The following is a 25904-nucleotide window of genomic DNA, read 5'->3' on the forward strand; positions in this document are numbered from 1 at the left end:
GGGCGTTGCTTTCATCCCTGCTTTCTTGCTTACCGTACTCCATCTTCCGCCCCACCCTGTACGCTCCCAGGTTATTCCGTTAGGCTAAGCGCACAGCAATATCGCCTTTTATTGATGCAATCACGATCAGACAACTTATGAAGATAGGACTTTTTTACGGCACCAGCACCTGCTACACCGAAATGGCAGCAGAGAAAATCCGCGACATTCTGGGTGAGGAGCTGGTTGACCTGCATAACGTGAAAGACGTTGCGCCGCAGGAGATGGAAAACTACGAGATGCTGATCCTTGGCATCCCCACCTGGGACTTTGGTGAGATACAGGAAGACTGGGAAGCCATCTGGGCGCAATTGCCAACATTGAATCTGAATGGAAAAATTGTCGCGCTCTACGGTATGGGTGACCAGTTAGGGTATGGCGAATGGTTTTTGGATGCACTCGGCATGTTGCATGACCAGCTCAAACCATTAGGTGTGCGCTTCATTGGCTACTGGCCAACGTCGGGTTACGATTTCACCAGCCCCAAACCCGTCACCGAAGACGGTAAGCACTTTGTTGGCCTGGCGCTGGATGAGGTAAACCAGTACGACATGAGCGATGATCGTCTTCAGCAATGGTGCGAACAAATCCTGCTGGAAATGGCAGAGTTACTTTGACACGCTCTCGCGTTATTTGATGTCATCAGGCCAGATGAGCATTCAGGCGTGTCTGGCACGCCTGAATCGCACAAATACCGTTCGCCCGTTAATGATGGCGGGAAGATTCCGTTCCATGCAGCGCAGGCTGCTGCAGCTGTTGACGTAACAGCCGCCATTCCTCACTCCCCATACTGTCTGACGCCAGCCACAAACGCTGTTGCCCTTTACCATCCACCGCACGTAGCGATAACAATACGCCGTTGCGCATGAACCACGGTCGCCGGACAATCTGCCAGTCACGTTGCTGCCAGTGCAGTTGGTTATCGCCACGCAGGGAAATTTCCCCCTGGCGCGATTTGATACTTCTCTGGCTACGCACAAAGTCAAACACGACCAGCGTCACTAACCCGAGCCACAGCGGTGCGTAGCCGTCCGGCCAGGGAGCCAGCAGGATCATCAGCATCAGAAATCCGTGCGTCAGCAGCGAAAACAACTGCATACGCCAGGATACGCGTAAATCACATTGCCACTGGGCCACGATCTTTATTTCGCGTCTGAATAAGGGAAACCATCCGCTTCAAACCGGGATCAACCGGCTCGCCGTGGTTCATCAACCAATTAAACAGGTCGGGATCGTCACACTGCAGCAGACGAATAAACTGCTGCTTGTCGTCATCGCTCAGCGTATCGTATTCATGCTCGAAAAACGGCATGATGGAGATGTCCAGTTCGCGCATTCCACGCCTGCACGCCCAGTGAATACGTGCTTTGTTATTGATGTCCATGTTCATGTCGCCTACTTCTCTGTTCTGTCTGGTTATCCGTGCGGGTCGATAATGACCGCCAGTGTACCGCTATTCTACCTGATGCCCTTCAACCAATAGTAACACTTTGACATATTTTCGCGTATCAGCGCCTGTACTATTTTACCGCGACCTTGCGTATCGCACGATTCGCGCCATTTTGCTGATCATGTCGCCAGACGCGCGAATCAGCGATCGGATGGCAGAACACAGCCTAAACTGCTTGCAAACCGTTGTCGCTCTTTTACCATTGGATGATTCGCTGACATTACGCATCGCAGGATTGTAATATGGCTCATCCGTTTACCGAACAACCGCTGTTTTCTTCTGCTCATCTCCCCGCCACCCTGATGTCGCTGGACGACTGGGCGCTGGTTACCCTCACCGGGCCAGACACCGTCAAATACCTTCAGGGGCAACTCACGGCTGACGTTAATGCGTTACAGGCCGGTGAGCAGGTACTGTGTGCTCACTGTGACGCCAAGGGAAAAATGTGGAGCACGGTACACCTATTCCATTATGCCGATGGACTGGCTTATCTGGAGCGCCGTAGTGTACGCGATTCTCAACTGGCGGAGCTGAAAAAATACGCGGTGTTCTCCAAAACCACCCTTACGGCTGACGACAGCGTCGTGTTGCTGGGTGCCGCTGGTGACAACATCCGTCATCATCTGGCCCCGCTGTTTGATACCCTGCCCGATGCCGATAACGCCGTCGTACACCAACCCGGCGCAACACTCGTGCATCTGTCACAGCCCGCCGAGCGTTTCGTGCTGGTGCTGAATGCACAACGTGCTGCTGCTGTTATCGACGCACTGCAAGCACAGATTACGCTCAATGATAGCCGCCAGTGGCTGGCGCTGGAGATAGAAGCGGGCCGCCCCGTCATTGACGGTACTAACAGTGCGCAGTTCATTCCGCAGGCCACCAATTTACAAGCGCTACAAGGCATCAGCTTCACCAAAGGATGCTATGCTGGTCAGGAAATGGTCGCCCGTGCCAAATACCGTGGTGCCAATAAACGCGCACTGTACTGGCTGTCTGGCTCTGGCGCACAGACACCTGCCGTGGGCGATGAACTGGAACTGAAACTGGGTGATAACTGGCGGCGCACCGGTACGGTACTGGCAAGCAGCCAATTGCATGACGGCACGCTGTGGGTTCAGGCAGTATTAAATAACGATCTGGACGCAGACAGCGTACTGCGGGTTCGCGACGATAACAGCAGCCAGCTTGCGATTCAGCCGCTGCCTTATTCTCTCGCAGAATAACCGATGCGGTAAAAAACCTCAGGGAGCCACTGCTCCCTGAGATTATCGACTCACCGCGCCGTTACCCCACATACAGGTAAATGGCCAGAAAATGGCATACGCTACCGCCTAAGACAAACCCATGCCAGATAGCGTGATTGAACGGAATCCGCTTGCAGACATAAAACACCACACCCAGCGTATATATCGCTCCCCCTATCGCCAGCAGAGTCACCCCACCGATGGACAGCTTCATCGCCAGTTGGTAAACCACAATCAGTGATAGCCATCCCATCACCAGGTAAGTAATCAGTGACAACACTTCGAAACGGTGTACAAACGCCAGTTTGAAAATGACACCCAGTAGCGCCAGACTCCAGATGGCGATCATCAATCCTCGCGCCAACGGTGAATCCAGCCCCACCAACAGAAACGGGGTATAGGTTCCGGCAATCAGCAGATAGATGGCGCAATGGTCAAATATCTTTAGCCAGCGTTTTGCGCGTTGATGCGGAATGGCGTGATACAGCGTGGATGCAAGAAATAATAAGATAAGGCTACCGCCATAGAGACTGTAGCTGGTAATGGCCAAAGACGTGGCACCATTATTTACTGCCTGTACCAGCAGCAACACCAGTCCGACGATCCCAAACACACAACCGACTCCATGGCTAATGCTGTTGGCGATTTCTTCCGCCAGCGTATACCCGGATTCCCTCACATTTTTCTTCATGCCAACCTCTTGTCCCATACCTACCTCACTCTGTGTAACTGCGACACACAGACTGTCGCGCCGAGCAAGTTTTGAGCAGATTAACTGAGAACTATTCCAGTGTACACCTGTACGCTAAAATAAAAATCCGTTGCATCGGGGGGATATTCTTGCATGTTCATCGCCCCCCATATCTCCTACAATGGCCTCTCTTTATTACAGGAGGTTAACGGATGTCGTCTGCTTTACCCGTACTGGATTTCGGCCCCATGACCGATGTCGTCAAATTTCTGATGGAAATCGACAAACTCAAGAGTGTTCAGCGCCGCTCCAAGGTAATCGGCACTGACCGTCAGGAAGACTCCGCAGAACACAGTTGGCATTTTGCCGTCGCCGTGATGAGCCTGGCACCGTATGCCGATGACACTATCGATATCACCCGTGTACTCAAAATGGCGTTGATCCACGATATCGTGGAGATTGATGCCGGTGACGTACTGGTTTACGACCTCAAAGCCCGTGAAGCTATTCAGCAGCAGGAACAGGCGGCCGCCACACGTATTTTTGGTCTGCTGCCGCAACCACAGCATGACCAGTTTCTGGCGCTCTGGCACGAATACGAAGCCGGTGACAGTGCAGAAGCTCGCTTTGCCTTGATGATTGACCGCGTTATGCCAGTACTGATGAACCTGCACAATGGCGGGCAGAGCTGGGTAGAGCATGGCATTCGGCTGGAGCAGGTGCTAAACCGTAACGATTTTATCCAGGATATTAATCCGGCGCTGTGGGGTTATCTGAAGCAGCATCTGGAAGATGCACAGGCGAAAGGCTGGCTGAAGTAATCTGCCGCTGGCATCAAGAACCGGCATAACGAAAAACGGGAGGCTCACGCCCCCCGGTTATTCACAACAAGACTTGCGTTTACTGGTACTCGCTCATCGGCACACAGGAGCAGAACAGGTTACGGTCACCGTAGACGTCATCCAGACGTTTTACCGCAGGCCAGTACTTGTGGGTCTGCCCGGCCGGGAATACCGCCAGTTCACGGCTGTACGGATGCGACCAGTCAGCCGCCAGTTCGGTCTGGGTATGCGGTGCGTTCACCAGTGGGTTATCGTCATGCGGCCATTCACCGGCGGCAACACGGTCTACCTCAGCGCGAATCGCCAGCATTGCGTCGATGAAGCGGTCCAGTTCCACTTTGCTTTCTGACTCGGTCGGTTCGATCATCAGTGTACCTGCGACCGGGAACGACATCGTCGGCGCATGGAATCCATAGTCAATCAAACGTTTGGCGATATCCATCTCGCTGATGCCAGTGCTGTCTTTCAGCGGCCGAATGTCCAGAATGCACTCATGCGCTACGCGACCATCACGGCCGGTGTACAACACCGGGTAGGCGTCTTTCAGGCGCGTCGCCACATAGTTAGCGTTCAAAATAGCCATCTGGCTGGCCTGCTTCAGCCCCTCGGCCCCCATCATACGGATATACATCCAACTGATCGGCAGGATAGAGGCGCTACCGAACGGCGCAGCGGAAACCGCCCCCTGGCGAGTCAGCACGCCGTCCATTTCCACCACCTGATGGCCCGGCACGAACGGTGCCAGATGCGCTTTCACGCCGATAGGCCCCATGCCCGGGCCACCACCACCGTGGGGAATGCAGAAGGTCTTGTGCAGGTTAAGGTGCGACACGTCCGCGCCGATGTAACCCGGCGAGGTAATCCCAACCTGCGCGTTCATGTTGGCACCATCCAGATAAACCTGACCGCCGTACTGGTGGACAATCTGGCACACTTCACGGATGGTTTCTTCATACACGCCGTGGGTAGACGGGTACGTCACCATGATGCAAGAGAGCTTATCTCCCGCCTGCTGTGCTTTTTCCCGCAGGTCGTGCAGGTCGATGTTCCCCTGCTTGTCACAGGCCACCACCACCACCTGCATCCCCGCCATCTGTGCAGAAGCCGGGTTGGTGCCGTGGGCGGAACTCGGGATCAGACACAGAGTACGCTCGCCTTCATGACGGCTTTCGTGATAACGACGGATAGCCAGCAAACCGGCGTATTCACCCTGCGCACCGGAGTTTGGCTGCATGCACACCGCGTCATAACCGGTCAGTTGCACCAGCCACTCGGACAACTGCGTGATCAGTTGGCGATAACCCAGTGCCTGCTCAGTCGGGCAGAACGGGTGCAGTTCGGCAAATTCCGGCCAGGTGATCGGCAGCATTTCCGCCACCGCATTGAGTTTCATGGTGCAAGAACCGAGCGGGATCATCGCCTGATTCAGCGCCAGATCCTTGCTTTCCAGACGGTGCAGATAACGCATCATCTCGGTTTCGCTGTGGTATTGATTGAACACCGGGTGAGCCAGTATGTCGTCGCTGCGCAACAAGGCTGAGGGGATCGACGCCGACTGCTGGCTTACTGCTGCATCCAGCGTATCGATGTCCAGCCCATGCGCGTCGCCCAGCAAGACAGTGAACAGTGACAGAACGTCATCACGACTGGTGGTTTCATCCAGCGCAATGCCGACCGCGCCATCGAGATCGGCACGCAAGTTGATACCGGCGCTCACCGCACGCCCCAGTACGGCCGCTTTATCAGCGACTTCGACGGTCAGGGTATCGAACCAGTGCTGATGACGCAGCGTCAGACTGCGCGCCGTCAGACCGGCGGCCAAAATATCCGTCAAACGATGGATACGACCGGCAATGCGTTTCAGCCCCTGCGGACCGTGATACACCGCGTACATCCCGGCAATGTTGGCCAGCAGCACCTGTGAGGTACAGATATTGGAGTTGGCTTTTTCCCGGCGGATATGTTGTTCGCGGGTCTGCATCGCCATACGCAGCGCGGTGTTACCGGCCGCATCGCGGGAAACACCGATAATACGGCCCGGCATGGCACGTTTGTATTCATCACGACAGGCGAAAAATGCCGCGTGCGGACCGCCGTACCCCATCGGTACACCAAAACGCTGGGCAGAGCCCAACACAATGTCCGCGCCCTGTTTGCCGGGTGCCGCCAGCAGCACCAGCGCCATCATGTCCGACACCACACTGATGATAACTTTCCGCTCTTTCAACTCGGTCATCAACGCGCGATAGTCGTGCAACTCGCCGGTGGTGCCTGTCTGTTGCAACAACACGCCGAAAACGTCGTCGAATTTCACCGCATCAGCGGCGTTGCCGGTCACTATCTCAAAACCAAAGGTCTGAGCACGAGTACGCACCACATCCAGCGTCTGTGGATGTACATCGTCGGCGACAAAGAAACGATTGGCCTGCTTGAGCTTGCTAACACGTTTAGCCATCGCCATCGCTTCAGCGGCAGCAGTCGCTTCATCCAGTAACGAGGCGGAAGCCAGCTCCAGCCCGGTCAGGTCCTGTGTCAATTGCTGGAAATTCAGCAACGCTTCCAGACGCCCCTGCGATACTTCCGGCTGGTACGGCGTATACGCGGTATACCAACCTGGGTTTTCCAGTACATTGCGCAAAATCACAGGCGGCGTCAGCACGGCGTGATACCCCATGCCGATATAGCTCTTATAACGCTGGTTGCGGCTGGCGATGGCTTTGAGTTCAGCCAGCGCCTGATATTCGGTGGCGGCGTCGCCCACCGCTGGCGGCTGAGGTAACTGGATATCAGCAGGTACGATGTGACGGATAAGTTCGTCCAGCGAAGCCGCGCCAATGGCGGTCAGCATCTGCTGTTGCTGAGCCGCTGACGGGCCGATGTGGCGCTCGGTGAACGCAATACCGTGTTCGAGTTGACTGAGAGTCTGGGTCATGTGGGGGAATTTCCTGCATTTGGCACAGTGATGTGCAGCGCAATTAACTAATTCAGAAAACAAGCAAATCATTCAGAAAAACAAGCAAACCATTCACAAAACAAACCAATCGCAAAACCAAGCGGACCATAAAAACGCCCCGTTGCGGGAAGCAAACGGGGCGTCAGGCTTATTCTTCTTCGTCGCTGTCTTCTTCTTCCAGCAGTGCCTGATAACCGGCGGCATCAAGCAATTCGTTCAGTTCGGCTTCGTCAGAGGCTTTAATGCGGAACAACCAGCCCTCAGCGTAAGGCGCGCTGTTTACCAATTCCGGTGCACCTTCCAGCTCTTCGTTGATCTCCACGATTTCACCGCTGATCGGCGCGTAGATATCCGACGCGGCCTTGACGGATTCCGCTACCGCGCAGTCGTCGCCAGCATTCACCGTACTGCCGACTTCCGGCAGATCGACAAACACCATATCACCCAACAATTCCTGGGCATGCTCGGTGATACCCACGCTGTAAACGCCATTGCCTTCCGCCATCACCCACTCATGGGATGAGGTATATTTCAGTTCTGCCGGAACATTGCTCATTGCCACCTTCTCCTTCCATTAATGCCAAAAATTAAAACTGAACCAGCGCTTTGCCTGCACGGACGAAATTCGGTTTGGTCACGTGCACCGGCATCTCACGATGGCGAATCTGCACGATTGCCTGCTCGCCAATACCGGCGGGAACACGGGCCAGCGCAATGCTGACGCCCAGCGTAGGCGAAAACGACCCGCTGGTGATCACCCCTTCCTGCATCACGCCATGATTATCGGTAAAGCGAACGGGTTGACCGTGACGCAGCACGCCTTTTTCCGTCATCACCAAACCGACCAACTGTTCAGTGCCTTCAGAACGCTGACGTTCAAGCGCCTCACGGCCGATAAACTGACGATCTTCCGGCTGCCAGGCAATAGTCCAGCCCATGTTGGCCGCCAGTGGAGAGATGGTTTCATCCATATCCTGACCGTACAGGTTCATGCCCGCTTCCAGACGCAACGTGTCACGTGCGCCCAGCCCACAGGGTTTTACGCCAACGACCAGCAATTGTTGCCAGAAGTTGACCGCGAGTTCCTGCGGCAACGCAATTTCATAGCCTGCTTCGCCAGTATAGCCAGTGGTGGCGATAAAAAGGTCGCCCGCCTGCAAACCAAAGAAAGGTTTCATACCCGCAATGATGTCGCGCTGCGCATCGCTGAGCAGGCTACGCACTTTATCCTGTGCCTGCGGCCCTTGCACCGCAATCAGCGACAGGTCTTCGCGTTCGGTAATCGCAACCTGGAAGGAAGCGGCATGCTCGGTAATCCAGGCCAAATCTTTCTCGCGCGTGGCGGAGTTCACCACCAGCCGGAAATAGTCTTCGGTCTGGAAATACACGATTAAATCGTCGATCACGCCAGCAGACGGCGTCAGCATCGCGGTATAGAGCGCCTTGCCGGGCTGGGTCAGTTTGGCAACGTCATTCGCCAACAGGTAACGCAAAAATTCGCGGACACGGGCACCGCGCAAATCCACGATAGTCATGTGCGACACATCAAACATGCCAGCACTGCTGCGTACAATATGATGTTCATCCAGTTGGGAGCCATAATGCAGCGGCATCATCCAGCCATGAAAATCCACCATTTTGGCGCCATCGGCCAGATGCTGTTCATATAACGGGGTGTGGTTTGCCATTCTTTTCTCTCTACGTTAGCCGTGCGTTGTGACGCCAAACCTCACGACGCAAACGTTTATCCTGCACCTGAACTTACCACTGAAGCCGACGTTCCACCACTCCCATAGCCATAAGTTTATCTATATAAAAAGACAGAACTCCACCCCATTCACAAAACAAATGAAAAGAACAAAAATCTATAAATTTTTAATTAATTGAAATTTAAATCCAATACATTAAATAAAATTAGCACCAATAATTATTAAAAATTGGTTTCATGGTGCGATATCAGATTCAGAATTCGCCATGTTAATTAGATAAAGTAATGCGAAAAACCCCTAAAATTAGATTATTTCAGGCAATCGAGATGCCCTCAATCATCACATGCACAGGCTGATTTTGTGATCGCCATCGTGGACATCTTCCCATCAACGACAACCTGATGCGGTTACTGGCGAGCGCGAGAAGGTGACAGATACAGAATATGGATGATCACGTCAGACCATCACCAACGGTGGGATATTTCAATGCAAGACATAACAAGATAAGGCGAAAAAATGCGCGTCCTGCCACTCTCGGACGGCGTTCCCCACCGTGTGAAACACAGTGGGGAACGCGAAGCGCCCTATCTCGGGGCTTCAGGACGCGTGGAGCATCATGAGCGAATCACACTCAAAAAGGCTGCAAATCCTGCAGCAGGTAGGATGACAGGGCCTGAATAACTGACGATACGACGTCTTAAATCAGGTGGCTGATGTTGACGTTCTCCATCAGGTAATGGTTGTCAGAATAATCCACCGGAATGGCGATAACCGCCGGGCCGTCCACATCCATGGCCTGCCAGAGTTTCGGCACCAGTTCAGCCGCCGATTCCACGGCAAACCCTTTGGCACCGAAGGCTTCCGCATAGGCTTTGAAATCGATAGGCCCGAACTTGACGCCAGAAGCACGGTGATACTTTTTCTCTTCCTGAATTTCCACCATGTTGTAGGCGTTATCCACCCAGATAATATGCAGGATGTTAGATTTCAGCCGTACCGCCGTTTCCAGCTCCATACTGGATTGCATGAAACCGCCATCCCCCGAAACCGACACCACCTTCTGACCAGGATTGACCAACGCGGCAGCAATCGCCCACGGCAATGCCACCCCCATGGTTTGTTGTCCATTCGTCATCAACACCTGACGGGCACGGAAGCTATAAAGATAGCGCGCCAGCCAGATATGGAAGCTGCCCATGTCCACGCACAAGGTCACATCTTTATTGACCAGATCCTGCATGACCCGCACCAGCCGCAGCGGGTGAATGGCAAAGCCATCCATGTTAATCGCGCGGGTCGCCAGTTGATGGCGCAACTGACGGCGCTCTTCCAAAATTGCCTGAGCCGTTGACGACAGCACAATCGGTGAGGCCAGTTGCTCATTGAGCATATCGATGGTGATGCTGATGTCACCCACCAGTTCCACATCCGGGCGGTAGGCACTTTCCACTTCAGCGGGCAACACATCAATGTGCACCAGCGTCGCCTTACCGGTATTCCACAGCGCCGGGGCATACTCCACCGGGCTGTATCCCACCGTCACGATAAGATCGGCCTGCTGTAACAGCTTGTCGCCAGCCTGATTATTAAACAGCCCAACCCGCCCGGCAAAATGGTCAAAGTGCTGTTGGTCGATCACCCCAGCCGCCTGATAAGTACTGGTGACCGGTAGACCGCTGTGATGCAGCAACCGGCGCAACGCCTGCGCATTTTTCGGCTGGCTGGCCATCAACCCCAGCAACAGGATCGGGTTTTTGGCATTTTTGATAAGCCCGGCTACCCGCTCGACATCGGCATACGGCGCACTGTTGAGGGTCGGCAACGTGGTTCGAGCCAGAACCGGGCTATCAACCGGTTCATTAACAATGTCTTCCGGCAGGCTGATAAACGCGGCCCCCGGACGACCAAATTCGGCGGCACGAAAGGCGTTGGCCATCACTTCTGAAATCGCCGACGACACGGTGATCTCCGCACTGTACTTGGTCACGGGCTGAAACAGGCTAACGGTATCCAGGCTTTGGTGGGTCAGCTTCAGGCGGTCGGCACGTTTTACCGCGCCCCCCAGCGCTACCACCGGGTCGCCTTCTGTTGTCGCGGTAGCCATCCCGGTCACCAGATTCGAACAGCCAGGCCCCGATGTCACCAGCGTCACACCGGCTTTACCGGTCAGGCGACCGACAGCCGCCGCCATAAACGCGCCGTTGGCTTCATGCCTGACGGGAATGGTCTGAATGGGGGAGTCCACCAATGAATCAAACACGCGGTCGACTTTTGCACCAGGAATGCCGAAGACATAGTTGACGCCTTGTTGCTCAAGATGTTTTACGATCAGCTCCGCACCGCTCGTCCAGTGCTGTTGACCATCCATATTTTCCATAATGTTTATCCTCTGCATAACAGTGTGCTTGTGCTTTCAGTACCTACACCTACCCGATGTCTCAGCTCTCTACGGAGTGAATGACGCTATCGAGATCGTCAGGGGATAAATTGGCCTTCAGGAAATCCCGGTCACGGGGAAGGTCGATAACCAGCTTCGCGATGGAGCCAAAGGTCAATACGCCTTCTTCCAATTGATAATCAAGGAGATGTCCACCACCTTTGCGATCGTCGGTGATGAAATGTTCATGATAACCAGCCACATTAATCCCCTGAACATAGGCAGGACTACGGAAACCGATTACGCTGCCCTGACAGTGTTCGAAACGAAACGTCGGTTGTTGGGCAATCGCTTCCAGCATCGGTTTATAAGGTCGTTCCTGGCGGGGTACCGTACGGGTTTCTGCATGGCTAAAACGGCCATCTATCCGCAGGGCACAAAACAGATTATCTGTTGCAATCAACTCATTAATGCGCTGATGAATCGCTTCGCGGCCGATGGTCTGTCCAAAGTGGATCTGTTCCGTCGGCCGGAAAAAGGTCATTACCGCGAAAGGGGTTTTCTGGTACGGTAACGCCGCACGTGCGCTACCGTCTTCACGAAGCTGAAAGATGCGGCTATTGAGCGCCACCAGTTCACCATCAAGATTGTTAAATGTTCCTAATCCAAAATCGCCATGTTTAAGAAGCTCTTCCATGGTGGTGTGACCTTCGTAAACCCCATTAATAAGGCCGCTCATTAATGAGGTCTGATAAATAACGCATTCTGGATGCTGTTCCTGATGATGAAGTGCAAAGCTGGCCAGTTCCCTGACACACGGGTCGACACAGTTAACATCTTTCATATCCATTCCCTTCCGACGATGATCGACTTAAATTTATTTAACCTTTCACTTGAATATTGACCGCCGTCACACCAAAGTTCCAATACAGAGAAGTGGCCAATTGGAGATCGAAAATATATGGAATTACGTTATCTGCGCTATTTTGTCGCAGTGGCCTCAACCCGGCATTTCACCCGTGCAGCGGAAAGCCTTGGCATATCACAACCACCATTAAGTCAGCAGATTCAAAAACTTGAGCGAGAAATCGGCACACCGCTGTTCAAGCGGCTGACCCGTGGAGTGGAAATGACGGAAGCGGGCGAAGCGCTGTATCAGGACGCCAGCCATATTCTTGAACTGACCGATGCCGCGGTGGAAAGGGTACGCAGCATCGCTCGTGGAGAGAGCGGTATTATCAATGTCGGCTTTTCCTGTGCCGTCACCTTTCACCCAGCGGTACTGACGCTGCTGCGCCGCTATCGGCAACACCACCCCAAGGTACGGCTACAGCCGCGGGAAGAGCATATCCATGAAATTCTGGAGAGCCTGCGTAACCGCACCATTGATATCGCGTTTGTACGCCTGCCAGACAACATCGGCGAAGAGTTTGAAGGTGAACTACTGGCTAATGAATCGATGCGTCTGGTGCTGCCGGAAAACCACCCATTTAGCGATCAAACACGAATCAATCTTGGGCAGTTGCAGAATGAACCGCTGATTATTTTCCCGCGTGAACTCTGCCCTAGCCTGCACGACCTGATTGTCCGAGCCTGCTACCTGTCGGGTTATCAGCCCAAAATCAACCCGCTGGCACCACACCTCACCGCGACCATCAGTATGGTGGCGTCCGGCTTTGGCGTGACCTTCGTCCCGGCATCGATGACCAGCATCCAGACCGGTAATGTGACCTACCACGATACCAACACCCCCCACCTCACCACGCAGATTGCCGTTATCTGGCGTAAACATGACCGCAGTGCCACGCTACTCAACATGTTACAGCTGGTACGCGACTATCTGCGTGCCGCGCCTGAATCTGCCTGATTTATCCCCTGCCGTCGGCCAAGCGGCAGGTCATAGAAAAATCACACGACATCGGTTGTATAGCGGAAAATCTGATATATGATATTGGTTATCATTATCAACAAGAGAAACCACCATGCTGACTGCCATGATCGCGGCGTGCGGGCTGTGGGGAATAAGCTGGTATTTTGGTAAACGCCTGTCCAGCGCCTGGGGTGTACTGCTACCGACTGCGTTGATGCCGTTACTGGCCCTGCCGGAACTGAATCAAACTCACTTAAAATACATCTGTGCGCTGGCCATGCTGCTCACGGTGGGCATGTTGTTCCACCGGCGTATGCGCCACTATCTGCTGCTGCCTTCCTGCATTGCGCTGGCAGGCGGCCTGGCGGCGCTGTCGCTCACGCTCAAAGGGTGGCCGCATTGGCCCTGAATCAGCATAACGGTCGGGCGTATGAGGGAAAACGAGCAGTAGTAGATAGATGTTGTTATGGATGGATATTGCTGTGTTGAAGCCGAAGAAAGATAAGGAGAGTGGTGCGAAGAGAGGGACTTGAACCCTCACGTCCTAAGGAAACTAACACCTGAAGCTAGCGCGTCTACCAATTCCGCCACCTTCGCACTGTTTACTACGATTGCTTACTGCACGATTGCTTACTGCGATGATACAGCAAGACGCTGATTTGTATCCCAGTGGTGCGAAGAGAGGGACTTGAACCCTCACGTCCTAAGGACACTAACACCTGAAGCTAGCGCGTCTACCAATTCCGCCACCTTCGCAGGTACTGTGAAATACAAATCTGTGGTGAGTTTGGTGCGAAGAGAGGGACTTGAACCCTCACGTCCTAAGGACACTAACACCTGAAGCTAGCGCGTCTACCAATTCCGCCACCTTCGCAAACCAAGCAACATTACGTCACATAATGCCACCACGGAGGCGCATTCTAGAGGTTTTAGCACCAACGTCAATCATTATTTCCGCCACGCCGCGGCGTTTGCTGTAAAAACCAGCATTCACCCAAACGGTGGCTGATGAAAGCATTGCGCCAACCAGTCGATCACGGCCCGAATGCGCGGAGCCAGAAAACGCCCGGAAGGATACATCACATACAGCGGCATGTCGGGCGGTGGCAACTGCGGCAATATCTCAATCAATTCACCGCCAGACAGCAACGATTCCAGGCCATAACGGGGAGCCTGAATAATCCCCATCCCAGCCTGACAGGCAGCGATATACGCATCCGCACCGCTTATCTCGACCAGACTGGGCAAGGTACGGGTAACGAGCTGCCCTTGCTGCATGAATTCCAGCGGATAACGCTGCAATGTGCGTAACGAAAAATACCCGACCATGCGGTGTGTCGCCAGCGCCTCCAGCGAGTCAGGCACACCAAACTCGGCACAATAGGTCGCCGAAGCACAGGTAACCTGCGGCAGCGACGGTAATGATCGCGCGACCAGTGAGTCATCATCCACCTGCCAGGCACGCAATACGCAGTCCACGCCTTCTCGCAACACATTTATCGCCGCGTCGTTGGCACTCAGCACCAACGAAATCTGCGGGTACCGGCGGTAAAACGCAGGTAATGACGGGATCACCACCTGTCGTGCCAGCGAGTGCGGCATATCGATACGCACACGGCCGCTGGGCTGCTGACGCTGATGGGAAAACAACGCATCCGTCTCGTCGAGCTCCGCCAGCAGTTGTACACAACGCTGGTAGTACAGCAGGCCTTCGTCCGTCACCTGCACCTGACGTGTAGTACGTTGCAGCAAGCGCACGCCCAGCCTGACTTCCAGCCGTTTCAGCGTCTGGCTCACGGTGGCGCGCGGCAATCCCAGCTTTTCCGCCGCCCGGCTGAAGCTCTCCGCCTCCACGATACGCACGAAGACCCGCATGGCCTGAACCTGATCCATCCCCGGCCCCATTGTTTGTATTTTACAAACAGTGTTGCATAAAACCGCGAATTTATCTTTTTGATTGAAACAACCACACTGAGAAAACGCCGCTAACAACACGGAGCAAGAAACATGCAACAGCGAAAACTCGGCCCGCAGGGGCCAACGGTATCCGCCCTCGGCCTCGGCTGTATGGGGATGAGTGATTTCTATTCCACCAGTCAGGATGAAAACGAAGCCATCGCCACCCTGCATCGGGCGCTGGAACTGGGTGTCACCCTGCTGGACACCGCCGACATGTACGGCCCCCACACCAATGAAATACTGGTAGGCAAAGCCATCAAGGGCAAACGGGATCAGGTATTTCTGGCTACCAAATTCGGCATTTTGCGCGATCCGACCAACCCGGCGTTGCGCGGTGTCTGTGGCCGACCTGAGTATATCCGTCAGGCCGTTGAGGGCAGCCTGACGCGTCTGGGCGTTGATGTTATCGATCTCTACTACCAACATCGTATCGACCCGGCCGTGCCGATCGAAGAGAGCGTCGGCGCGCTGGCTGATTTGGTGAAAGCGGGCAAGATTCGGTATATCGGCCTGAGCGAGGCGTCGGCCGCCACGCTGGAGCGGGCACAGCGCGTGCATCCTATCACCGCGCTGCAAAGTGAATACTCCTTGTGGACGCGAGATGTGGAAGCAGAGATCCTCCCCACCTGTCGCCGTCTGGGTATTGGTTTTGTGCCTTACAGCCCGTTGGGGCGTGGCTTCCTGACCGGTGCCATCACGCGCCCGGATGCCCTGTCCACAGACGATTTTCGGCGCAGTAACCCGCGTTTTAGCGATGAGAATTTCGCTAAAAATCTACAACTGGTAGAAAAAATCACGCAAATGGCGCGGGAAAAAGCCGTCACGCCCTCACAATTGGCATTAGCCTGGGTGATGGCACAAGACGAGCATATCGTGCCGATCCCTGGGACCAAACGTCGTCGCTATCTGGAAGAAAATATCGGCGCGCAGTCGATCGCTCTGACACCACATGAACTGGATGAGATTAACGCTATCTTCCCGCCGCATGTCGCCGCTGGCGAGCGCTATGGACGAGAGGGGATGGCGACGATCGATAACGCCTGAGCATCAAGCCTGAAGGTCCGGCCAGAAAGCCGGGCCTTCGGGTAAATGGCGGGTTACTTTCGGGTGAATTAGCGGTTCTTATGGCGACGCAGCACGGCGCGGTATACGCGGAAACGGCCAGTCTGAGCCAGCACTTCATGACTACCGAATGTCTCGTCCAGCAGCGCCGGGTACGGCAGGAAGGCGTTGGCGACGATACGCAGTTCACCTTCGATGTTCAGATGAGCAGCAGCACCGCGAATCATCATTTCCGCCGCATGCAGGCTGGTTTGCATGCCGTCGTGGAACGGTGGGTTCGAGATAATCAGATCAAAGCGCCCTTGAATATCTGAGTAGGCATTGCTGGCGATAACCTGGCCTTCCAGTCCATTCGCCGCCAGCGTCGCCTGGCTCGCTTCCAGCGCCGCCGCGCTCACATCGCTCAGCGTCAGGCGAATTTTCGGCGATAACCGGGCAAACGATGCTGCCAGCACCCCAGAACCGCAGGCAAGATCCAACACTTTCCCCTTACGGTGTGGTTCCAGCGTCGAGAGCAGCAACTGGCTGCCGCTATCCAGTCCCTCACGGCTGAATACCCCCGGCAATGTGCGTACCGGCACGCCATCCACGTCATATTCCAGCCACCAGTCTTCCAGTGCAAACGCGGAGGCGGCATCCAGACGACCGTGGTACAAACCGCAGCGACGCGCGCTGTCGATCTTATTGATAGCGGCGATCGGCTCCAAAATACCTTCAGCGCTGCGCACCCCACTACGGTTTTCGCCGACGACAAAAATTTCGCACCCGACCGGCAACAGCGACAGCAGATTAGACAACTGGAACTGTGCTTCCTGTTTGCTCTTCGGCCAGTAGTAAATCAAGGTGTCGCACCCGGCGACCATGTCCGCCTGCGCCAGCAGCGAAAAATGCACGTTGTCGCCCAATACAGGCTGCAACTGCTGCCAATGATGGTATTGCGTGGTGTGCACAGTAACGGCCGCCGCCTCAAAATGCGCAGGCAATGTATCCTGCAAATCACCGGCAAACAGTACCCGGCGGGCAACAAATTCATCACTATGGCGCAATATCACTTCACTGGCGGGGGTTAATGCTGACATCAGGTCTGGCTCCTCAATAAACTGAGCGGGGATTATAGTGGTTTGTTGGCGCAGGTTCAGCGATTTGTTAGCATAGCGCCGCACAATCGTGCGCCACCATCGCCAGATACGACGATTTGCGACATCGGGCGCGGTTACCACGGGCACTAACATCGCACGCAGAGTGAGTAAGGCATGACATCAAGACGGGACTGGCTGTTACAGCAACTGGGGATCACCCAGTGGACCTTGCGTCGTCCGTCGGTGCTGAAAGGCGAAATCGCCGTCAGCCTGCCGCCTGATGTCCGGCTGATTATCATCGCCGATCCACTGCCCGCCAGCGATGACCCGCTGTTACAGGATGTCTTGCGCAGCCTGAATCTCTCTTCGCAGCAGATGATAAGCCTGACGCCACGTCAGGCGCAGATGCTACCGGAACATACCCGCTGCCACAGTTGGTGGCTGGGTCAGCCAGTCACCGATGCGCTGGCATTGGATGGCGTGCAACTGACCAGCCCGGCTCTGGCCGAGCTCTCTCACAACGCCGGGGCGAAACGCGCCCTGTGGCAACAGATTTGTCACCATGAACATGATTTCCACCCTGACCACGGCTGACCTGCCGCAGGCGTTTGACATTGAATGCTTAAGCCACGCTTTTCCGTGGAGCGAAAAAACCTTCATCAGCAATCAGGGCGAGCGTTACCTCAACCTGAAACTGTGTCATGACCAGCAACTGGTGGCCTACGCCATTACTCAGGTGGTGCTGGATGAAGCCACGCTGTTCAATATTGCGGTTGACCCGGCGCACCAGCGCCACGGCTACGGGCGTCAGTTGCTGGAACACCTGATTACCGAACTGGAGCAGCGTGGCATTGTGACGCTGTGGCTGGAAGTGCGCGCGTCCAACGCCCGCGCCATCGCGCTGTATCAAAGTTTGGGATTCAACGAAGTCTCGGTACGGCGGGATTATTACCCGACGGCCAACGGCCGCGAAGACGCCATTATTATGGCGCTACCGCTGGGGTGATAAAATCCTTAAGTACAGGATGACGCTTTTCTGGCATCAAAAACTGCGCTGAGGTGGGCGACTTCGCCGGGTGAGCGACAGGACGTCGCGAAAGCCTGTGCCGCGCCTGGAGCGCGTCACAGGCGGCCCGAACCGCGAAGTCGAACGCCGAAGGTAGCGAGTAGCGCCGCAGTTTAGCCACTAGCCAGTGGTCAAGGAGAGGTGGCGCTTGCACCTCTCCTTGTCGTGCGTGCAATGAAGCAGCAAAGAAATTACACCGTTTATCCCGCACGAAATGACTCACTGACCGGACAAACATCACTATTCACAATACAACATAGCTGTTTGTCAACAGCCTCAAGCCTCGGCTTTATCGCCCAGCAGTACCGACTCCAGCGCGATTTCGATCATCTCGTTGAAGGTGGTCTGGCGCTCGGCCGCCGTGGTCTGCTCGTGGGTACGGATATGGTCAGACACGGTGCAGATAGCCAGCGCTTTCGCGCCGAATTCCGCCGCCACGCCGTAAATACCGGCCGCTTCCATTTCCACGCCCAGAATGCCGTATTTTTCCATTACGTCAAACATTTGCGGGTCCGGCGTGTAGAACAAATCAGCGGAGAACAGGTTACCAACGCGGGCGTTGATGCCGCGCGCTTTCGCCGCATCCACCGCGTGACGCAGCAGATCAAAGTCGGCAATCGCCGAGAAATCATGATCTTTAAAACGCATGCGGTTCACTTTGGAATCAGTGCAAGCCCCCATGCCGATCACAACATCACGCAGTTTCACATCGGCGCGCACCGCACCGCAGGACCCCACGCGGATGATTTTCTTCACGCCGAACTCGGTTATCAGTTCTTTGGTGTAAATCGAGCAGGACGGGATGCCCATGCCGTGGCCCATCACGGAGATACGACGGCCTTTGTAAGTACCGGTGAAGCCCAGCATGCCACGCACGTTGTTCACTTCCACCGCGTTTTCCAGAAAAGTTTCCGCGATGTACTTAGCGCGCAGCGGGTCGCCCGGCATCAGTACCACGTCAGCGAAGTCACCCATTTCTGCATTGATATGTGGCGTAGCCATCCTTTTTTCTTCCTTTTTAAATCCAGTGTGAATTCATGATGATGAAGTATAGCGTCGCGCGGTCAGCGCATCGACCTATCAACGTATCGATCGGTTAAAACATCGATCCGCTAAAACATCGATTCATCAAAACATTGAGCCGATCCGTTAAAACAGCGGCGTACCGTAATCCATCGGCGACAGGCCGAAATAACGGACAACCGTCTGGCCTATGTCGGCAAAGGTGGTGCGATGGCCGTAATCACCCGGCTTCACACCCGGCCCGTACATCAGCACCGGTACGTGCTCACGGGTGTGATCGGTTCCGGGCCAGGTCGGGTCGCAGCCGTGGTCGGCCGTCAGAATCAGAATGTCATCACCCGTCACGCGAGCGAGCATCTCCGGCAGACGGCGGTCAAACAGCTCCAGCGCGGCGGCATACCCCGCCACATCACGACGATGGCCGTAAGACGAGTCGAAATCCACAAAGTTGGTGAACACGATGGTGTTGTCACCCGCCTGCTCCATTTCGCTGAGCGTGGCGTCAAACAACGCATCGATACCGGTGGCTTTGATCTTTTTGGTGATACCGACGTTAGCGTAGATATCGGCGATTTTCCCTACCGATACCACCTGGCCGCCTTTTTCATCCACCAGCTTTTTCAGCATGGTCGGTGCTGGCGGTTCCACCGCCAGATCATGGCGATTGCCGGTACGCTGGAACTGGCCGGCTTTATCACCAACGAACGGCCGGGCGATCACACGACCAATGTTGTAACCGCCTTCGGTCAGTTCCTCACGGGCGATTTCACACAGTTCATACAGTTTATCCAGCCCGAAGGTCTCTTCATGGCAGGCGATCTGAAATACCGAATCCGCCGAGGTATAGAAAATCGGCTTGCCGGTTTTCATGTGTTCCTCACCAAGCTGGTCAAGGATCACCGTACCGGAAGAGTGGCAGTTACCGAGATAGCCCGGTAACCCGGCACGCTCCACCAGCCGGTCCAGCAGCGCCTGCGGGAAGCTGTTGTGTTCGTCGAGGAAGTAGCCCCAGTCGAACAACACCGGCACCCCGGCGATTTCCCAGTGGCCGGATGGCGTATCTTTACCCGAGGAGATTTCGCTGGCGTAGGCATACGCACCGATAATATCCGCCTGTGCATCCAGCCCCGGCGGAAACTGCCCGGTGGAGCCTTCCGCCGCCTTGCCCAACCCTAAACGGCTCAGGTTCGGCAACCGCAGCGGCCCCTGCCGACCGGTATCCGCCTTGCCTTGTGCGCAGGCGTGTGCGATATGGCCCAGCGTATCTGAACCCGCGTCGCCAAACCGCCTGGCATCAGCAGTGCTGCCAATCCCAAACGAGTCGAGAACCATAATAAATGCACGTTTCATGTTGTTATCTCCTGCGTCGTGCGTAAGGGCACAGCGTGTACATAAAGTATAAATGCGCGTAGGGCAAAACGGCGACCAACGCTTAGATATCCGCGATATCCAGTCGGCGATAAATCAATGGACAAGGCGCAGGTGCCTGAGAATCCAGACAGATTGCTTCACGCAACGCCTGTGCCGCCTGCTGCCAATCCGATTCGGTTCTGGCATGGATAACCGCCAGCGGACGCTCGGCATCCACCCGATCACCCAGGCTGACCATGTCGCTCAACCCTACGCTGCTATCAATGATATCACTGGCCTGACGTCGGCCACCACCCAACGCCACCACAACCATACCCAACGCACGCGCATCCATCGCGCTGACAATCCCGTCCCGTTCAGCAAACACGGGTTTGCTTAGCGTCGCCGGTTGCAGATAACGATCGTAATGCTCGACGAAATCCGCCGGGCCATGCTGGGCTGCCACCATACGGCCAAAGACCTCCGCCGCACGGCCACTGTCCAACGCACTCTGGAGTTTAGCTCGCGCCTCGGCGGCATCACGCGCCAGGTTGCCCGACAGCAACATCGATTCGCACAGCGCCATCGTCACTTCAAACAGACGAGGATTACGCTGCTCACCGGTCAAAAAGCGCACCGCTTCGCGGACTTCCAACGCGTTACCCGCACTGGAAGCCAGCACCTGGTTCATGTCGGTCAACAACGCACTGGTACGGCAACCGGCATTATTGGCGACACCGACAATCGCCTTCGCCAGCTGTTCAGACTGCTCATAGGTCGGCATAAACGCACCGGAACCGACCTTAACATCCATCACCAGCGCATCCAGCCCTTCCGCCAGTTTTTTCGCCAGAATGGAAGCGGTAATCAGCGGGATGGAATCCACGGTAGCGGTGATGTCGCGGGTGGCGTAAAAACGCTTGTCTGCCGGGGCCAGGGAGCTGGTTTGTCCGATAATCGCCACCCCGACCTGACGGATAATCTGACGAAACACCTCGTCATCAGGGAAGATATCCAGCCCCGGAATGGACTCCAGTTTATCCAGCGTGCCACCGGTGTGGCCCAGTCCACGGCCAGAGATCATCGGCACATAGCCGCCGCAAGCCGCCACCATCGGCCCCAGCATCAGTGATGTCACATCGCCAACGCCACCGGTAGAGTGCTTGTCCACCAGCGGGCCATTCAGGTGTAAGCCGGACCAATCCAGCACCGTGCCGGAATCGCGCATCGCCAGCGTCAGCGACACCCGTTCATCCATCGTCATATCGTGAAAGAAGATGGTCATCGCCAGTGCGGCAATTTGCCCCTCTGACACGGTGTTATCGCGCACACCGTTAATAAAAAAGCGAATCTCTTCCGCACTGAGCGGATGGCCGTCCCGTTTTTTACGAATAATTTCCTGAATCAGAAACACGATAGCTTCTCCTGTCTGGTGCTGAGGTACGCCTGCGTCGCGCCGGTAGCACGAACCGCATCAGTAGCTGCTGCGCGCCTGCCCGACGGCATGGCCCAGTGTGGTCAGCAAGCTGCCGAGCAAACCGGACGCGCCGAAACGAAAATGACGGGCATCTGCCCAGCCAGCGCCCATTATGCTATCGGCCAGTTGCAGATAATCGGCAGCATCTTGTGCCGTACGCACGCCACCCGCGGGTTTAAACCCAACCTGCTCGCCAACGCCTTTATCGCGGATGATACTCAACATCACCTCAGCCGAATGCAGCGTAGCGTTTACCGCGACTTTCCCGGTCGAGGTTTTGATGAAATCCGCACCCGCATCAATCGCAATCTCACTGGCTTCACGGATCAGTGCGTCGGTTTTCAACTCACCGGTTTCAATGATCACTTTCAGCAGCACACCGGCTGCCGCACAGGCCGATTTACAGGCTTTCACCAGCTCGAAACCGATCTCACGGTTACCCGCCATCAACGCCCGATACGGGAACACCACGTCCACCTCGTCGGCACCGTAGGCGATAGCCGCATTGGTTTCCGCCAGCGCGATATCAATGTCGTCGTTACCGTGTGGGAAATTGGTCACGGTGGCGATACGAACATCCGGCGTACCCTGCTCACGCAGCACCTTACGCGCCAGCGGTATAAAACGCGGGTAGATACAGATAGCAGCGGTTTTCCCCGCCGGGCTATTGGCCTGACGACACAGGGCCGTCACCTTTTCATCGGTGTCGTCATCATTCAGGGTGGTTAAATCCATCAATCCCAGCGCACGCTGCGCTGCTGCAGTTAAATCAGTCATACAAGGCTCCCGATCATCGACCACACGGTCATATCTCCGGCGAATACGGCTATTTCACCCGGAGATGACAACCCATTTTGTGGTTTTATTCACATAAAAAAGAAATTACACACACATAATTCACGATAGATGTGAATATTATCACAATAAAGCCCAGGACATCGTGACGGATTGTGCCGCGCTATTAGGTTCACGCTTATCCCCGCTGACGCGGGGAATACTTGCCTGAATGCCGTCAAACAGGCAGCCTTTATCGGCTTGTCACCGTAAAATAAGCGCTAAACCACGAAAAGGAAATGGCGTGAACAACAGTGAGACTATCTGGTTTGTGTATCTGCTGCGTACTGGCAGCGGATGGCTTTATACCGGCATTACCACCGATGTCGACAGGCGTCTGGCAGAGCATCAGAATGGCAAAGGTGCGCGATCACTGCGCGGAAAAGGGCCGTTGACGCTGGTGTATCATTGTGTGGCGGGTGATCGCTCGACGGCGCTGAAATGGGAATACCGCATCAAGCAACTGAGCAAACTGCAAAAAGAAAGGCTGGTACAACACCAGCCTTCGACACTGACCGATTTTCTGCCGTGCTTTAAAAACGATTAAACGGTTCGGCGTACTCCACCAGACCGCTGGCACCCTGAAAGTGGTTATCTGCCAGCGGATAGACCTGAAAGTCCGACTCGTAACCCAGCCAGCGGCAATACAGTTGCTGTTCCGCTGCCGGCACAAAGCCGAAACGCGCGTAGTAGCGCGGGTTGCCCAGCACCACCACCGCGGTATAACCAAACTCGTTAAGTGCATCCAGCCCTTCGTACACCAGCTTCTCGCCAATACCCTGACAACGGTGGTTTTCGTCCACCGCCATCGGTGCCAGCGCGACCCACTGTAAATCTTCGCCGCCCAGCGTGACCGGGCTAAACGCGGCATAGCCGATGACACCGCCCTCGTCGTCAGTCGCGACGATCCCCAGCGTCAGCTGGCCGTCTTCACGCAACTGATGCACCAGCTCCGCCTCCGCACTGGTAGGGAACGAGCGCCGCAGTAAGGCATCAATCCCCGGTGCATCCACCGGAATCTCAACGCGAATCAACATGATACTGGCGCGTGCGGGCTAACCGGCTCCGCGCCCTCCTGTAAACCGGCTGCGACAAATCCCGCCAGTTGCAGCAACGCCACCCGCAACGGTGCAGGCATATTTTCCAGCTCGATGGCGTCCATCAGGTTTTTGACGTACAGCCCCAGCTCGGTATCGCCTTCAATACGCAGACGACGCTGGAAAAACAGCGTATCCGGGTCTTCCCGGCGAGCGGCTATCAAAATCAGATCGTTGGCATCGGCGCTAAAGCTGACGTCCGCCAGCTCGTTATGGCTGATTTCCAGTCGGTTATCGCGCAGCGTAACAAACCACTGCAAACCGATATCACGGACTTCAACCCGTAACCAGCGACCTTCCAGAAAATCCAGCTCACCTTCTTCCAATGCCTGACGGAACTGCCAACCCAGCAGTTGCTCCAGCACCCGGCGTTGCAGGAAGAAAGGCGTTAACGTTAACGGCTTACTCAGTAAACGTGGCCCCTGACGCACAATCTGCGCTCGTAATTTTTCCAACACTGGCGTACTCCTCATAAAGCAATGCTGCCTGACCGACATGGTCATTATTCTGCCATAGAACGGGAAACGGGCAGCAAGGGTCTACATCAATAAAAGTGCCGGAAGCGTTTTTTTAACGTCGTCTGGCGACACCCGCAGGAAAAGTCACACGATGGTGATGAAATAAATTTAGCGTGTTCTGCGCGAAATCACGACCGCAAAGCGCCAGCAATTCCCCGATATGCTGGTTTAAATCAAAGTTGCTGGCTGCCGGGTTCACTAAGATTCTGTCTCATTGCAAACCGGCCCGCTGCGTTAGGCCGTGATGAAAGGACGTAAGAATGGAACTGCTTTGCCCCGCCGGTAACCTGCCGGCATTGAAAGCCGCCATCGATCATGGCGCCGACGCGGTGTACATCGGGCTGAAAGACGATACCAATGCCCGCCACTTCGCCGGCCTCAATTTCAACGACAAAAAATTACAGGACGCCAGCGACTACGTGCATCGCCACCGTCGCAAGCTGCATATTGCTATTAATACCTTCGCTCACCCGGATGGTTACCCACGCTGGCAGCGAGCGGTGGATACTGCCGTGCAAACCGCAGGAGCCGATGCGCTGATTCTGGCGGATCTGGCGATGCTGGAATATGCCGCCGAGCGTTATCCGTCGGTAGAGCGCCACGTGTCGGTTCAGGCCTCCGCCACCAACGAGGAAGCCATCCGCTTTTATCAGCGCCACTTTGATGTCGCCCGTGTTGTGCTGCCACGCGTACTGTCCATCCATCAGGTCAAGCAGCTATCGCGCACCAGCCCGGTGCCGCTGGAAGTGTTCGCCTTCGGTAGCCTGTGCATCATGGCCGAAGGACGTTGTTACCTGTCGTCTTACCTGACCGGCGAATCCCCCAACACCGTGGGTGCCTGCTCCCCGGCACGCTTTGTGCGCTGGCAACAAACGAAAAACGGCATGGAATCAAGGCTGAATGATGTGCTGATCGACCGCTATCAGGACAATGAAAACGCGGGTTACCCGACGCTGTGTAAAGGCCGCTATCTGGTGGACGGCCAGCGCTATCACGCACTGGAAGAGCCTACCAGTCTGAATACGCTGGAACTGTTACCAGAACTGATGGCGGCGAATATCGCCTCGGTAAAAATCGAAGGCAGGCAACGCAGCCCGGCCTACGTCAGCCAGGTAACCCAGGTGTGGCGACAGGCGATAGACCGCTGTAAAGCTGACCCGGCACATTTTACCCCCACCGCCGAGTGGATGGAGGCGCTGGGTGCCGTTGCCGAAGGTACGCAGACCACGCTGGGCGCTTATCATCGCCAGTGGCAGTAGTCAGG

Annotated in this window: 26 protein-coding genes and 3 tRNA genes; 10 read left to right on the forward strand and 19 right to left on the reverse strand. The window is 55.3% G+C overall.

Going from position 1 to position 25904, the window contains the following annotated elements; all coding sequences use genetic code 11:
- The first annotated feature begins 137 nt into the window (after positions 1–137).
- Entirely contained in the window at positions 138–656 is a 519-nt protein-coding gene (gene fldB / locus FGI04_RS15425; RefSeq protein WP_342698678.1) for a flavodoxin FldB, read from the forward strand.
- An 88-nt stretch (positions 657–744) separates the two neighbouring features.
- On the opposite strand, the gene FGI04_RS15430 is transcribed toward fldB, so the two are convergent.
- Together FGI04_RS15430 and sdhE are read right to left on the reverse strand one after the other, a co-directional pair.
- Positions 745–1176 carry a protein YgfX gene (locus tag FGI04_RS15430; protein ID WP_012883372.1) on the reverse strand — a complete coding sequence of 144 codons (432 nt, stop codon included), beginning with the start codon at positions 1174–1176 and terminating at the stop codon, positions 745–747.
- Positions 1157–1423, reverse strand: a complete 267-nt coding sequence (sdhE, locus tag FGI04_RS15435; protein ID WP_038906203.1) for an FAD assembly factor SdhE — start codon at positions 1421–1423, stop codon at positions 1157–1159. Before sdhE ends, FGI04_RS15430 begins: the two co-directional genes overlap by 20 nt.
- 308 nt (positions 1424–1731) lie before the next feature.
- Here sdhE and ygfZ point away from each other — a divergent pair, with 308 nt between their 5' ends.
- Entirely contained in the window at positions 1732–2712 is a 981-nt protein-coding gene (gene ygfZ, locus FGI04_RS15440; RefSeq protein ID WP_407274574.1) for a tRNA-modifying protein YgfZ, read from the forward strand.
- 61 nt (positions 2713–2773) lie between these two features.
- Here ygfZ and trhA read toward each other — a convergent pair whose 3' ends face one another.
- The gene (trhA, locus tag FGI04_RS15445) at positions 2774–3424 is read right to left on the reverse strand and encodes a PAQR family membrane homeostasis protein TrhA (protein WP_342698740.1); all 651 of its coding nucleotides are present in this window, start codon (positions 3422–3424) and stop codon (positions 2774–2776) included.
- Between the two features lie 212 nt (positions 3425–3636).
- Here trhA and FGI04_RS15450 point away from each other — a divergent pair, with 212 nt between their 5' ends.
- Positions 3637–4245 carry an HD domain-containing protein gene (locus FGI04_RS15450; RefSeq protein ID WP_407336955.1) on the forward strand — a complete coding sequence of 203 codons (609 nt, stop codon included), beginning with the start codon at positions 3637–3639 and terminating at the stop codon, positions 4243–4245.
- Between the two features lie 79 nt (positions 4246–4324).
- Here the strand turns inward: FGI04_RS15450 and gcvP are convergent, their stop codons facing one another.
- The 5 genes from gcvP to budA form a co-directional block, all read right to left on the reverse strand.
- Positions 4325–7198, reverse strand: coding sequence for an aminomethyl-transferring glycine dehydrogenase (gene gcvP, locus FGI04_RS15455; protein WP_407336956.1), 2874 nt, complete (start codon positions 7196–7198; stop codon positions 4325–4327).
- 169 nt (positions 7199–7367) lie between these two features.
- Positions 7368–7775: a glycine cleavage system protein GcvH gene (gene gcvH / locus FGI04_RS15460; protein WP_012771094.1), complete on the reverse strand. Its 408-nt coding sequence runs from the start codon at positions 7773–7775 to the stop codon at positions 7368–7370.
- Positions 7776–7806: 31 nt separating this feature from the next.
- Complete coding sequence (gene gcvT / locus FGI04_RS15465; protein ID WP_407336957.1) at positions 7807–8907, reverse strand: glycine cleavage system aminomethyltransferase GcvT; 1101 nt, start codon at positions 8905–8907, stop codon at positions 7807–7809.
- A gap of 718 nt (positions 8908–9625) precedes the next feature.
- Entirely contained in the window at positions 9626–11305 is a 1680-nt protein-coding gene (gene alsS / locus FGI04_RS15470) for an acetolactate synthase AlsS (RefSeq protein ID WP_342698683.1), read from the reverse strand.
- 61 nt (positions 11306–11366) lie between these two features.
- Positions 11367–12155: an acetolactate decarboxylase gene (budA, locus tag FGI04_RS15475; RefSeq protein WP_080647262.1), complete on the reverse strand. Its 789-nt coding sequence runs from the start codon at positions 12153–12155 to the stop codon at positions 11367–11369.
- A 111-nt stretch (positions 12156–12266) separates the two neighbouring features.
- Here budA and FGI04_RS15480 point away from each other — a divergent pair, with 111 nt between their 5' ends.
- Together FGI04_RS15480 and FGI04_RS15485 are read left to right on the forward strand one after the other, a co-directional pair.
- Positions 12267–13172 (forward strand): LysR family transcriptional regulator, encoded by a 906-nt coding sequence (locus FGI04_RS15480; RefSeq protein WP_342698684.1) that lies wholly within the window; start codon positions 12267–12269, stop codon positions 13170–13172.
- A gap of 115 nt (positions 13173–13287) precedes the next feature.
- Positions 13288–13584 (forward strand): DUF1435 domain-containing protein, encoded by a 297-nt coding sequence (locus FGI04_RS15485; RefSeq protein ID WP_342698685.1) that lies wholly within the window; start codon positions 13288–13290, stop codon positions 13582–13584.
- A gap of 102 nt (positions 13585–13686) precedes the next feature.
- Here the strand turns inward: FGI04_RS15485 and FGI04_RS15490 are convergent.
- The 4 genes from FGI04_RS15490 to FGI04_RS15505 all read right to left on the reverse strand — a co-directional run bounded on the left by FGI04_RS15490 (position 13687) and on the right by FGI04_RS15505 (position 15068).
- Positions 13687–13772, reverse strand: a tRNA-Leu gene (locus tag FGI04_RS15490).
- Positions 13773–13845: 73 nt separating this feature from the next.
- A tRNA-Leu gene (locus tag FGI04_RS15495) sits at positions 13846–13931 on the reverse strand.
- A 32-nt stretch (positions 13932–13963) separates the two neighbouring features.
- A tRNA-Leu gene (locus FGI04_RS15500) sits at positions 13964–14049 on the reverse strand.
- Positions 14050–14165: 116 nt separating this feature from the next.
- Positions 14166–15068, reverse strand: a complete 903-nt coding sequence (locus FGI04_RS15505; RefSeq protein WP_342698686.1) for a LysR family transcriptional regulator — start codon at positions 15066–15068, stop codon at positions 14166–14168.
- A gap of 114 nt (positions 15069–15182) precedes the next feature.
- Between FGI04_RS15505 and FGI04_RS15510 the strand changes: the two genes are divergently transcribed.
- Positions 15183–16178 carry an aldo/keto reductase gene (locus FGI04_RS15510; RefSeq protein WP_407336958.1) on the forward strand — a complete coding sequence of 332 codons (996 nt, stop codon included), beginning with the start codon at positions 15183–15185 and terminating at the stop codon, positions 16176–16178.
- 68 nt (positions 16179–16246) lie between these two features.
- Here FGI04_RS15510 and rsmC read toward each other — a convergent pair whose 3' ends face one another.
- Positions 16247–17275 carry a 16S rRNA (guanine(1207)-N(2))-methyltransferase RsmC gene (gene rsmC, locus FGI04_RS15515; protein WP_342698688.1) on the reverse strand — a complete coding sequence of 343 codons (1029 nt, stop codon included), beginning with the start codon at positions 17273–17275 and terminating at the stop codon, positions 16247–16249.
- A gap of 174 nt (positions 17276–17449) precedes the next feature.
- Between rsmC and FGI04_RS15520 the strand changes: the two genes are divergently transcribed.
- Complete coding sequence (locus FGI04_RS15520) at positions 17450–17869, forward strand: DNA polymerase III subunit psi (protein WP_033570699.1); 420 nt, start codon at positions 17450–17452, stop codon at positions 17867–17869.
- A complete protein-coding gene (rimI, locus tag FGI04_RS15525; protein WP_016943562.1) occupies positions 17838–18281 on the forward strand; it encodes a ribosomal protein S18-alanine N-acetyltransferase in 444 nt (147 codons plus the stop codon). The genes FGI04_RS15520 and rimI overlap by 32 nt, the downstream gene beginning before the upstream one ends.
- A 336-nt stretch (positions 18282–18617) precedes the next feature.
- Here rimI and deoD read toward each other — a convergent pair whose 3' ends face one another.
- The 4 genes from deoD to deoC all read right to left on the reverse strand — a co-directional run bounded on the left by deoD (position 18618) and on the right by deoC (position 22968).
- On the reverse strand, positions 18618–19343 hold the full coding sequence (gene deoD, locus FGI04_RS15530; protein WP_168364927.1) for a purine-nucleoside phosphorylase: 726 nt from the start codon (positions 19341–19343) through the stop codon (positions 18618–18620).
- A 147-nt stretch (positions 19344–19490) separates the two neighbouring features.
- Positions 19491–20714, reverse strand: coding sequence for a phosphopentomutase (gene deoB, locus FGI04_RS15535; protein WP_407336959.1), 1224 nt, complete (start codon positions 20712–20714; stop codon positions 19491–19493).
- A gap of 82 nt (positions 20715–20796) precedes the next feature.
- Positions 20797–22128: a thymidine phosphorylase gene (deoA, locus tag FGI04_RS15540; RefSeq protein ID WP_016943559.1), complete on the reverse strand. Its 1332-nt coding sequence runs from the start codon at positions 22126–22128 to the stop codon at positions 20797–20799.
- A gap of 60 nt (positions 22129–22188) precedes the next feature.
- Complete coding sequence (gene deoC / locus FGI04_RS15545; protein WP_407336960.1) at positions 22189–22968, reverse strand: deoxyribose-phosphate aldolase; 780 nt, start codon at positions 22966–22968, stop codon at positions 22189–22191.
- Positions 22969–23269: 301 nt separating this feature from the next.
- Between deoC and FGI04_RS15550 the strand changes: the two genes are divergently transcribed.
- Positions 23270–23572, forward strand: a complete 303-nt coding sequence (locus FGI04_RS15550; RefSeq protein ID WP_210174343.1) for a GIY-YIG nuclease family protein — start codon at positions 23270–23272, stop codon at positions 23570–23572.
- Here FGI04_RS15550 and FGI04_RS15555 read toward each other — a convergent pair.
- Entirely contained in the window at positions 23559–24062 is a 504-nt protein-coding gene (locus FGI04_RS15555; protein ID WP_016943556.1) for a GNAT family N-acetyltransferase, read from the reverse strand. The genes FGI04_RS15550 and FGI04_RS15555 overlap by 14 nt on opposite strands.
- Positions 24056–24580: a ubiquinone anaerobic biosynthesis accessory factor UbiT gene (gene ubiT / locus FGI04_RS15560; RefSeq protein WP_012883350.1), complete on the reverse strand. Its 525-nt coding sequence runs from the start codon at positions 24578–24580 to the stop codon at positions 24056–24058. Before ubiT ends, FGI04_RS15555 begins: the two co-directional genes overlap by 7 nt.
- A gap of 320 nt (positions 24581–24900) precedes the next feature.
- On the opposite strand from ubiT, the gene ubiU reads away from it, so the two are divergent.
- Positions 24901–25899 carry a ubiquinone anaerobic biosynthesis protein UbiU gene (gene ubiU / locus FGI04_RS15565; protein ID WP_012883349.1) on the forward strand — a complete coding sequence of 333 codons (999 nt, stop codon included), beginning with the start codon at positions 24901–24903 and terminating at the stop codon, positions 25897–25899.
- The last annotated feature ends 5 nt before the right edge of the window (positions 25900–25904 follow it).

Origin of the sequence: Dickeya ananatis, from assembly GCF_019464615.1 — a bacterium.
Taxonomy (GTDB): Bacteria; Pseudomonadota; Gammaproteobacteria; order Enterobacterales; family Enterobacteriaceae; genus Dickeya; species Dickeya oryzae.

Excerpts from the sequence above, each read along its gene's own strand:
- deoB (WP_407336959.1), bottom strand. The coding sequence starts at position 20,714 with ATGAAACGTGCATTTATTATGGTTCTCGACTCGTTTGGGATTGGCAGC.
- gcvT (WP_407336957.1), bottom strand. The coding sequence starts at position 8,907 with ATGGCAAACCACACCCCGTTATATGAACAGCATCTGGCCGATGGCGCC.
- deoC (WP_407336960.1), bottom strand. The coding sequence starts at position 22,968 with ATGACTGATTTAACTGCAGCAGCGCAGCGTGCGCTGGGATTGATGGAT.
- trhA (WP_342698740.1), bottom strand. The coding sequence starts at position 3,424 with ATGAAGAAAAATGTGAGGGAATCCGGGTATACGCTGGCGGAAGAAATC.
- FGI04_RS15555 (WP_016943556.1), bottom strand. The coding sequence starts at position 24,062 with ATGTTGATTCGCGTTGAGATTCCGGTGGATGCACCGGGGATTGATGCC.
- FGI04_RS15450 (WP_407336955.1), top strand. The coding sequence starts at position 3,637 with ATGTCGTCTGCTTTACCCGTACTGGATTTCGGCCCCATGACCGATGTC.
- FGI04_RS15485 (WP_342698685.1), top strand. The coding sequence starts at position 13,288 with ATGCTGACTGCCATGATCGCGGCGTGCGGGCTGTGGGGAATAAGCTGG.
- fldB (WP_342698678.1), top strand. The coding sequence starts at position 138 with ATGAAGATAGGACTTTTTTACGGCACCAGCACCTGCTACACCGAAATG.
- deoD (WP_168364927.1), bottom strand. The coding sequence starts at position 19,343 with ATGGCTACGCCACATATCAATGCAGAAATGGGTGACTTCGCTGACGTG.
- FGI04_RS15505 (WP_342698686.1), bottom strand. The coding sequence starts at position 15,068 with ATGGATCAGGTTCAGGCCATGCGGGTCTTCGTGCGTATCGTGGAGGCG.
- FGI04_RS15480 (WP_342698684.1), top strand. The coding sequence starts at position 12,267 with ATGGAATTACGTTATCTGCGCTATTTTGTCGCAGTGGCCTCAACCCGG.
- budA (WP_080647262.1), bottom strand. The coding sequence starts at position 12,155 with ATGGATATGAAAGATGTTAACTGTGTCGACCCGTGTGTCAGGGAACTG.
- ygfZ (WP_407274574.1), top strand. The coding sequence starts at position 1,732 with ATGGCTCATCCGTTTACCGAACAACCGCTGTTTTCTTCTGCTCATCTC.
- FGI04_RS15510 (WP_407336958.1), top strand. The coding sequence starts at position 15,183 with ATGCAACAGCGAAAACTCGGCCCGCAGGGGCCAACGGTATCCGCCCTC.
- sdhE (WP_038906203.1), bottom strand. The coding sequence starts at position 1,423 with ATGGACATCAATAACAAAGCACGTATTCACTGGGCGTGCAGGCGTGGA.
- rsmC (WP_342698688.1), bottom strand. The coding sequence starts at position 17,275 with ATGTCAGCATTAACCCCCGCCAGTGAAGTGATATTGCGCCATAGTGAT.
- ubiU (WP_012883349.1), top strand. The coding sequence starts at position 24,901 with ATGGAACTGCTTTGCCCCGCCGGTAACCTGCCGGCATTGAAAGCCGCC.
- alsS (WP_342698683.1), bottom strand. The coding sequence starts at position 11,305 with ATGGAAAATATGGATGGTCAACAGCACTGGACGAGCGGTGCGGAGCTG.
- gcvH (WP_012771094.1), bottom strand. The coding sequence starts at position 7,775 with ATGAGCAATGTTCCGGCAGAACTGAAATATACCTCATCCCATGAGTGG.
- rimI (WP_016943562.1), top strand. The coding sequence starts at position 17,838 with ATGAACATGATTTCCACCCTGACCACGGCTGACCTGCCGCAGGCGTTT.
- gcvP (WP_407336956.1), bottom strand. The coding sequence starts at position 7,198 with ATGACCCAGACTCTCAGTCAACTCGAACACGGTATTGCGTTCACCGAG.
- FGI04_RS15520 (WP_033570699.1), top strand. The coding sequence starts at position 17,450 with ATGACATCAAGACGGGACTGGCTGTTACAGCAACTGGGGATCACCCAG.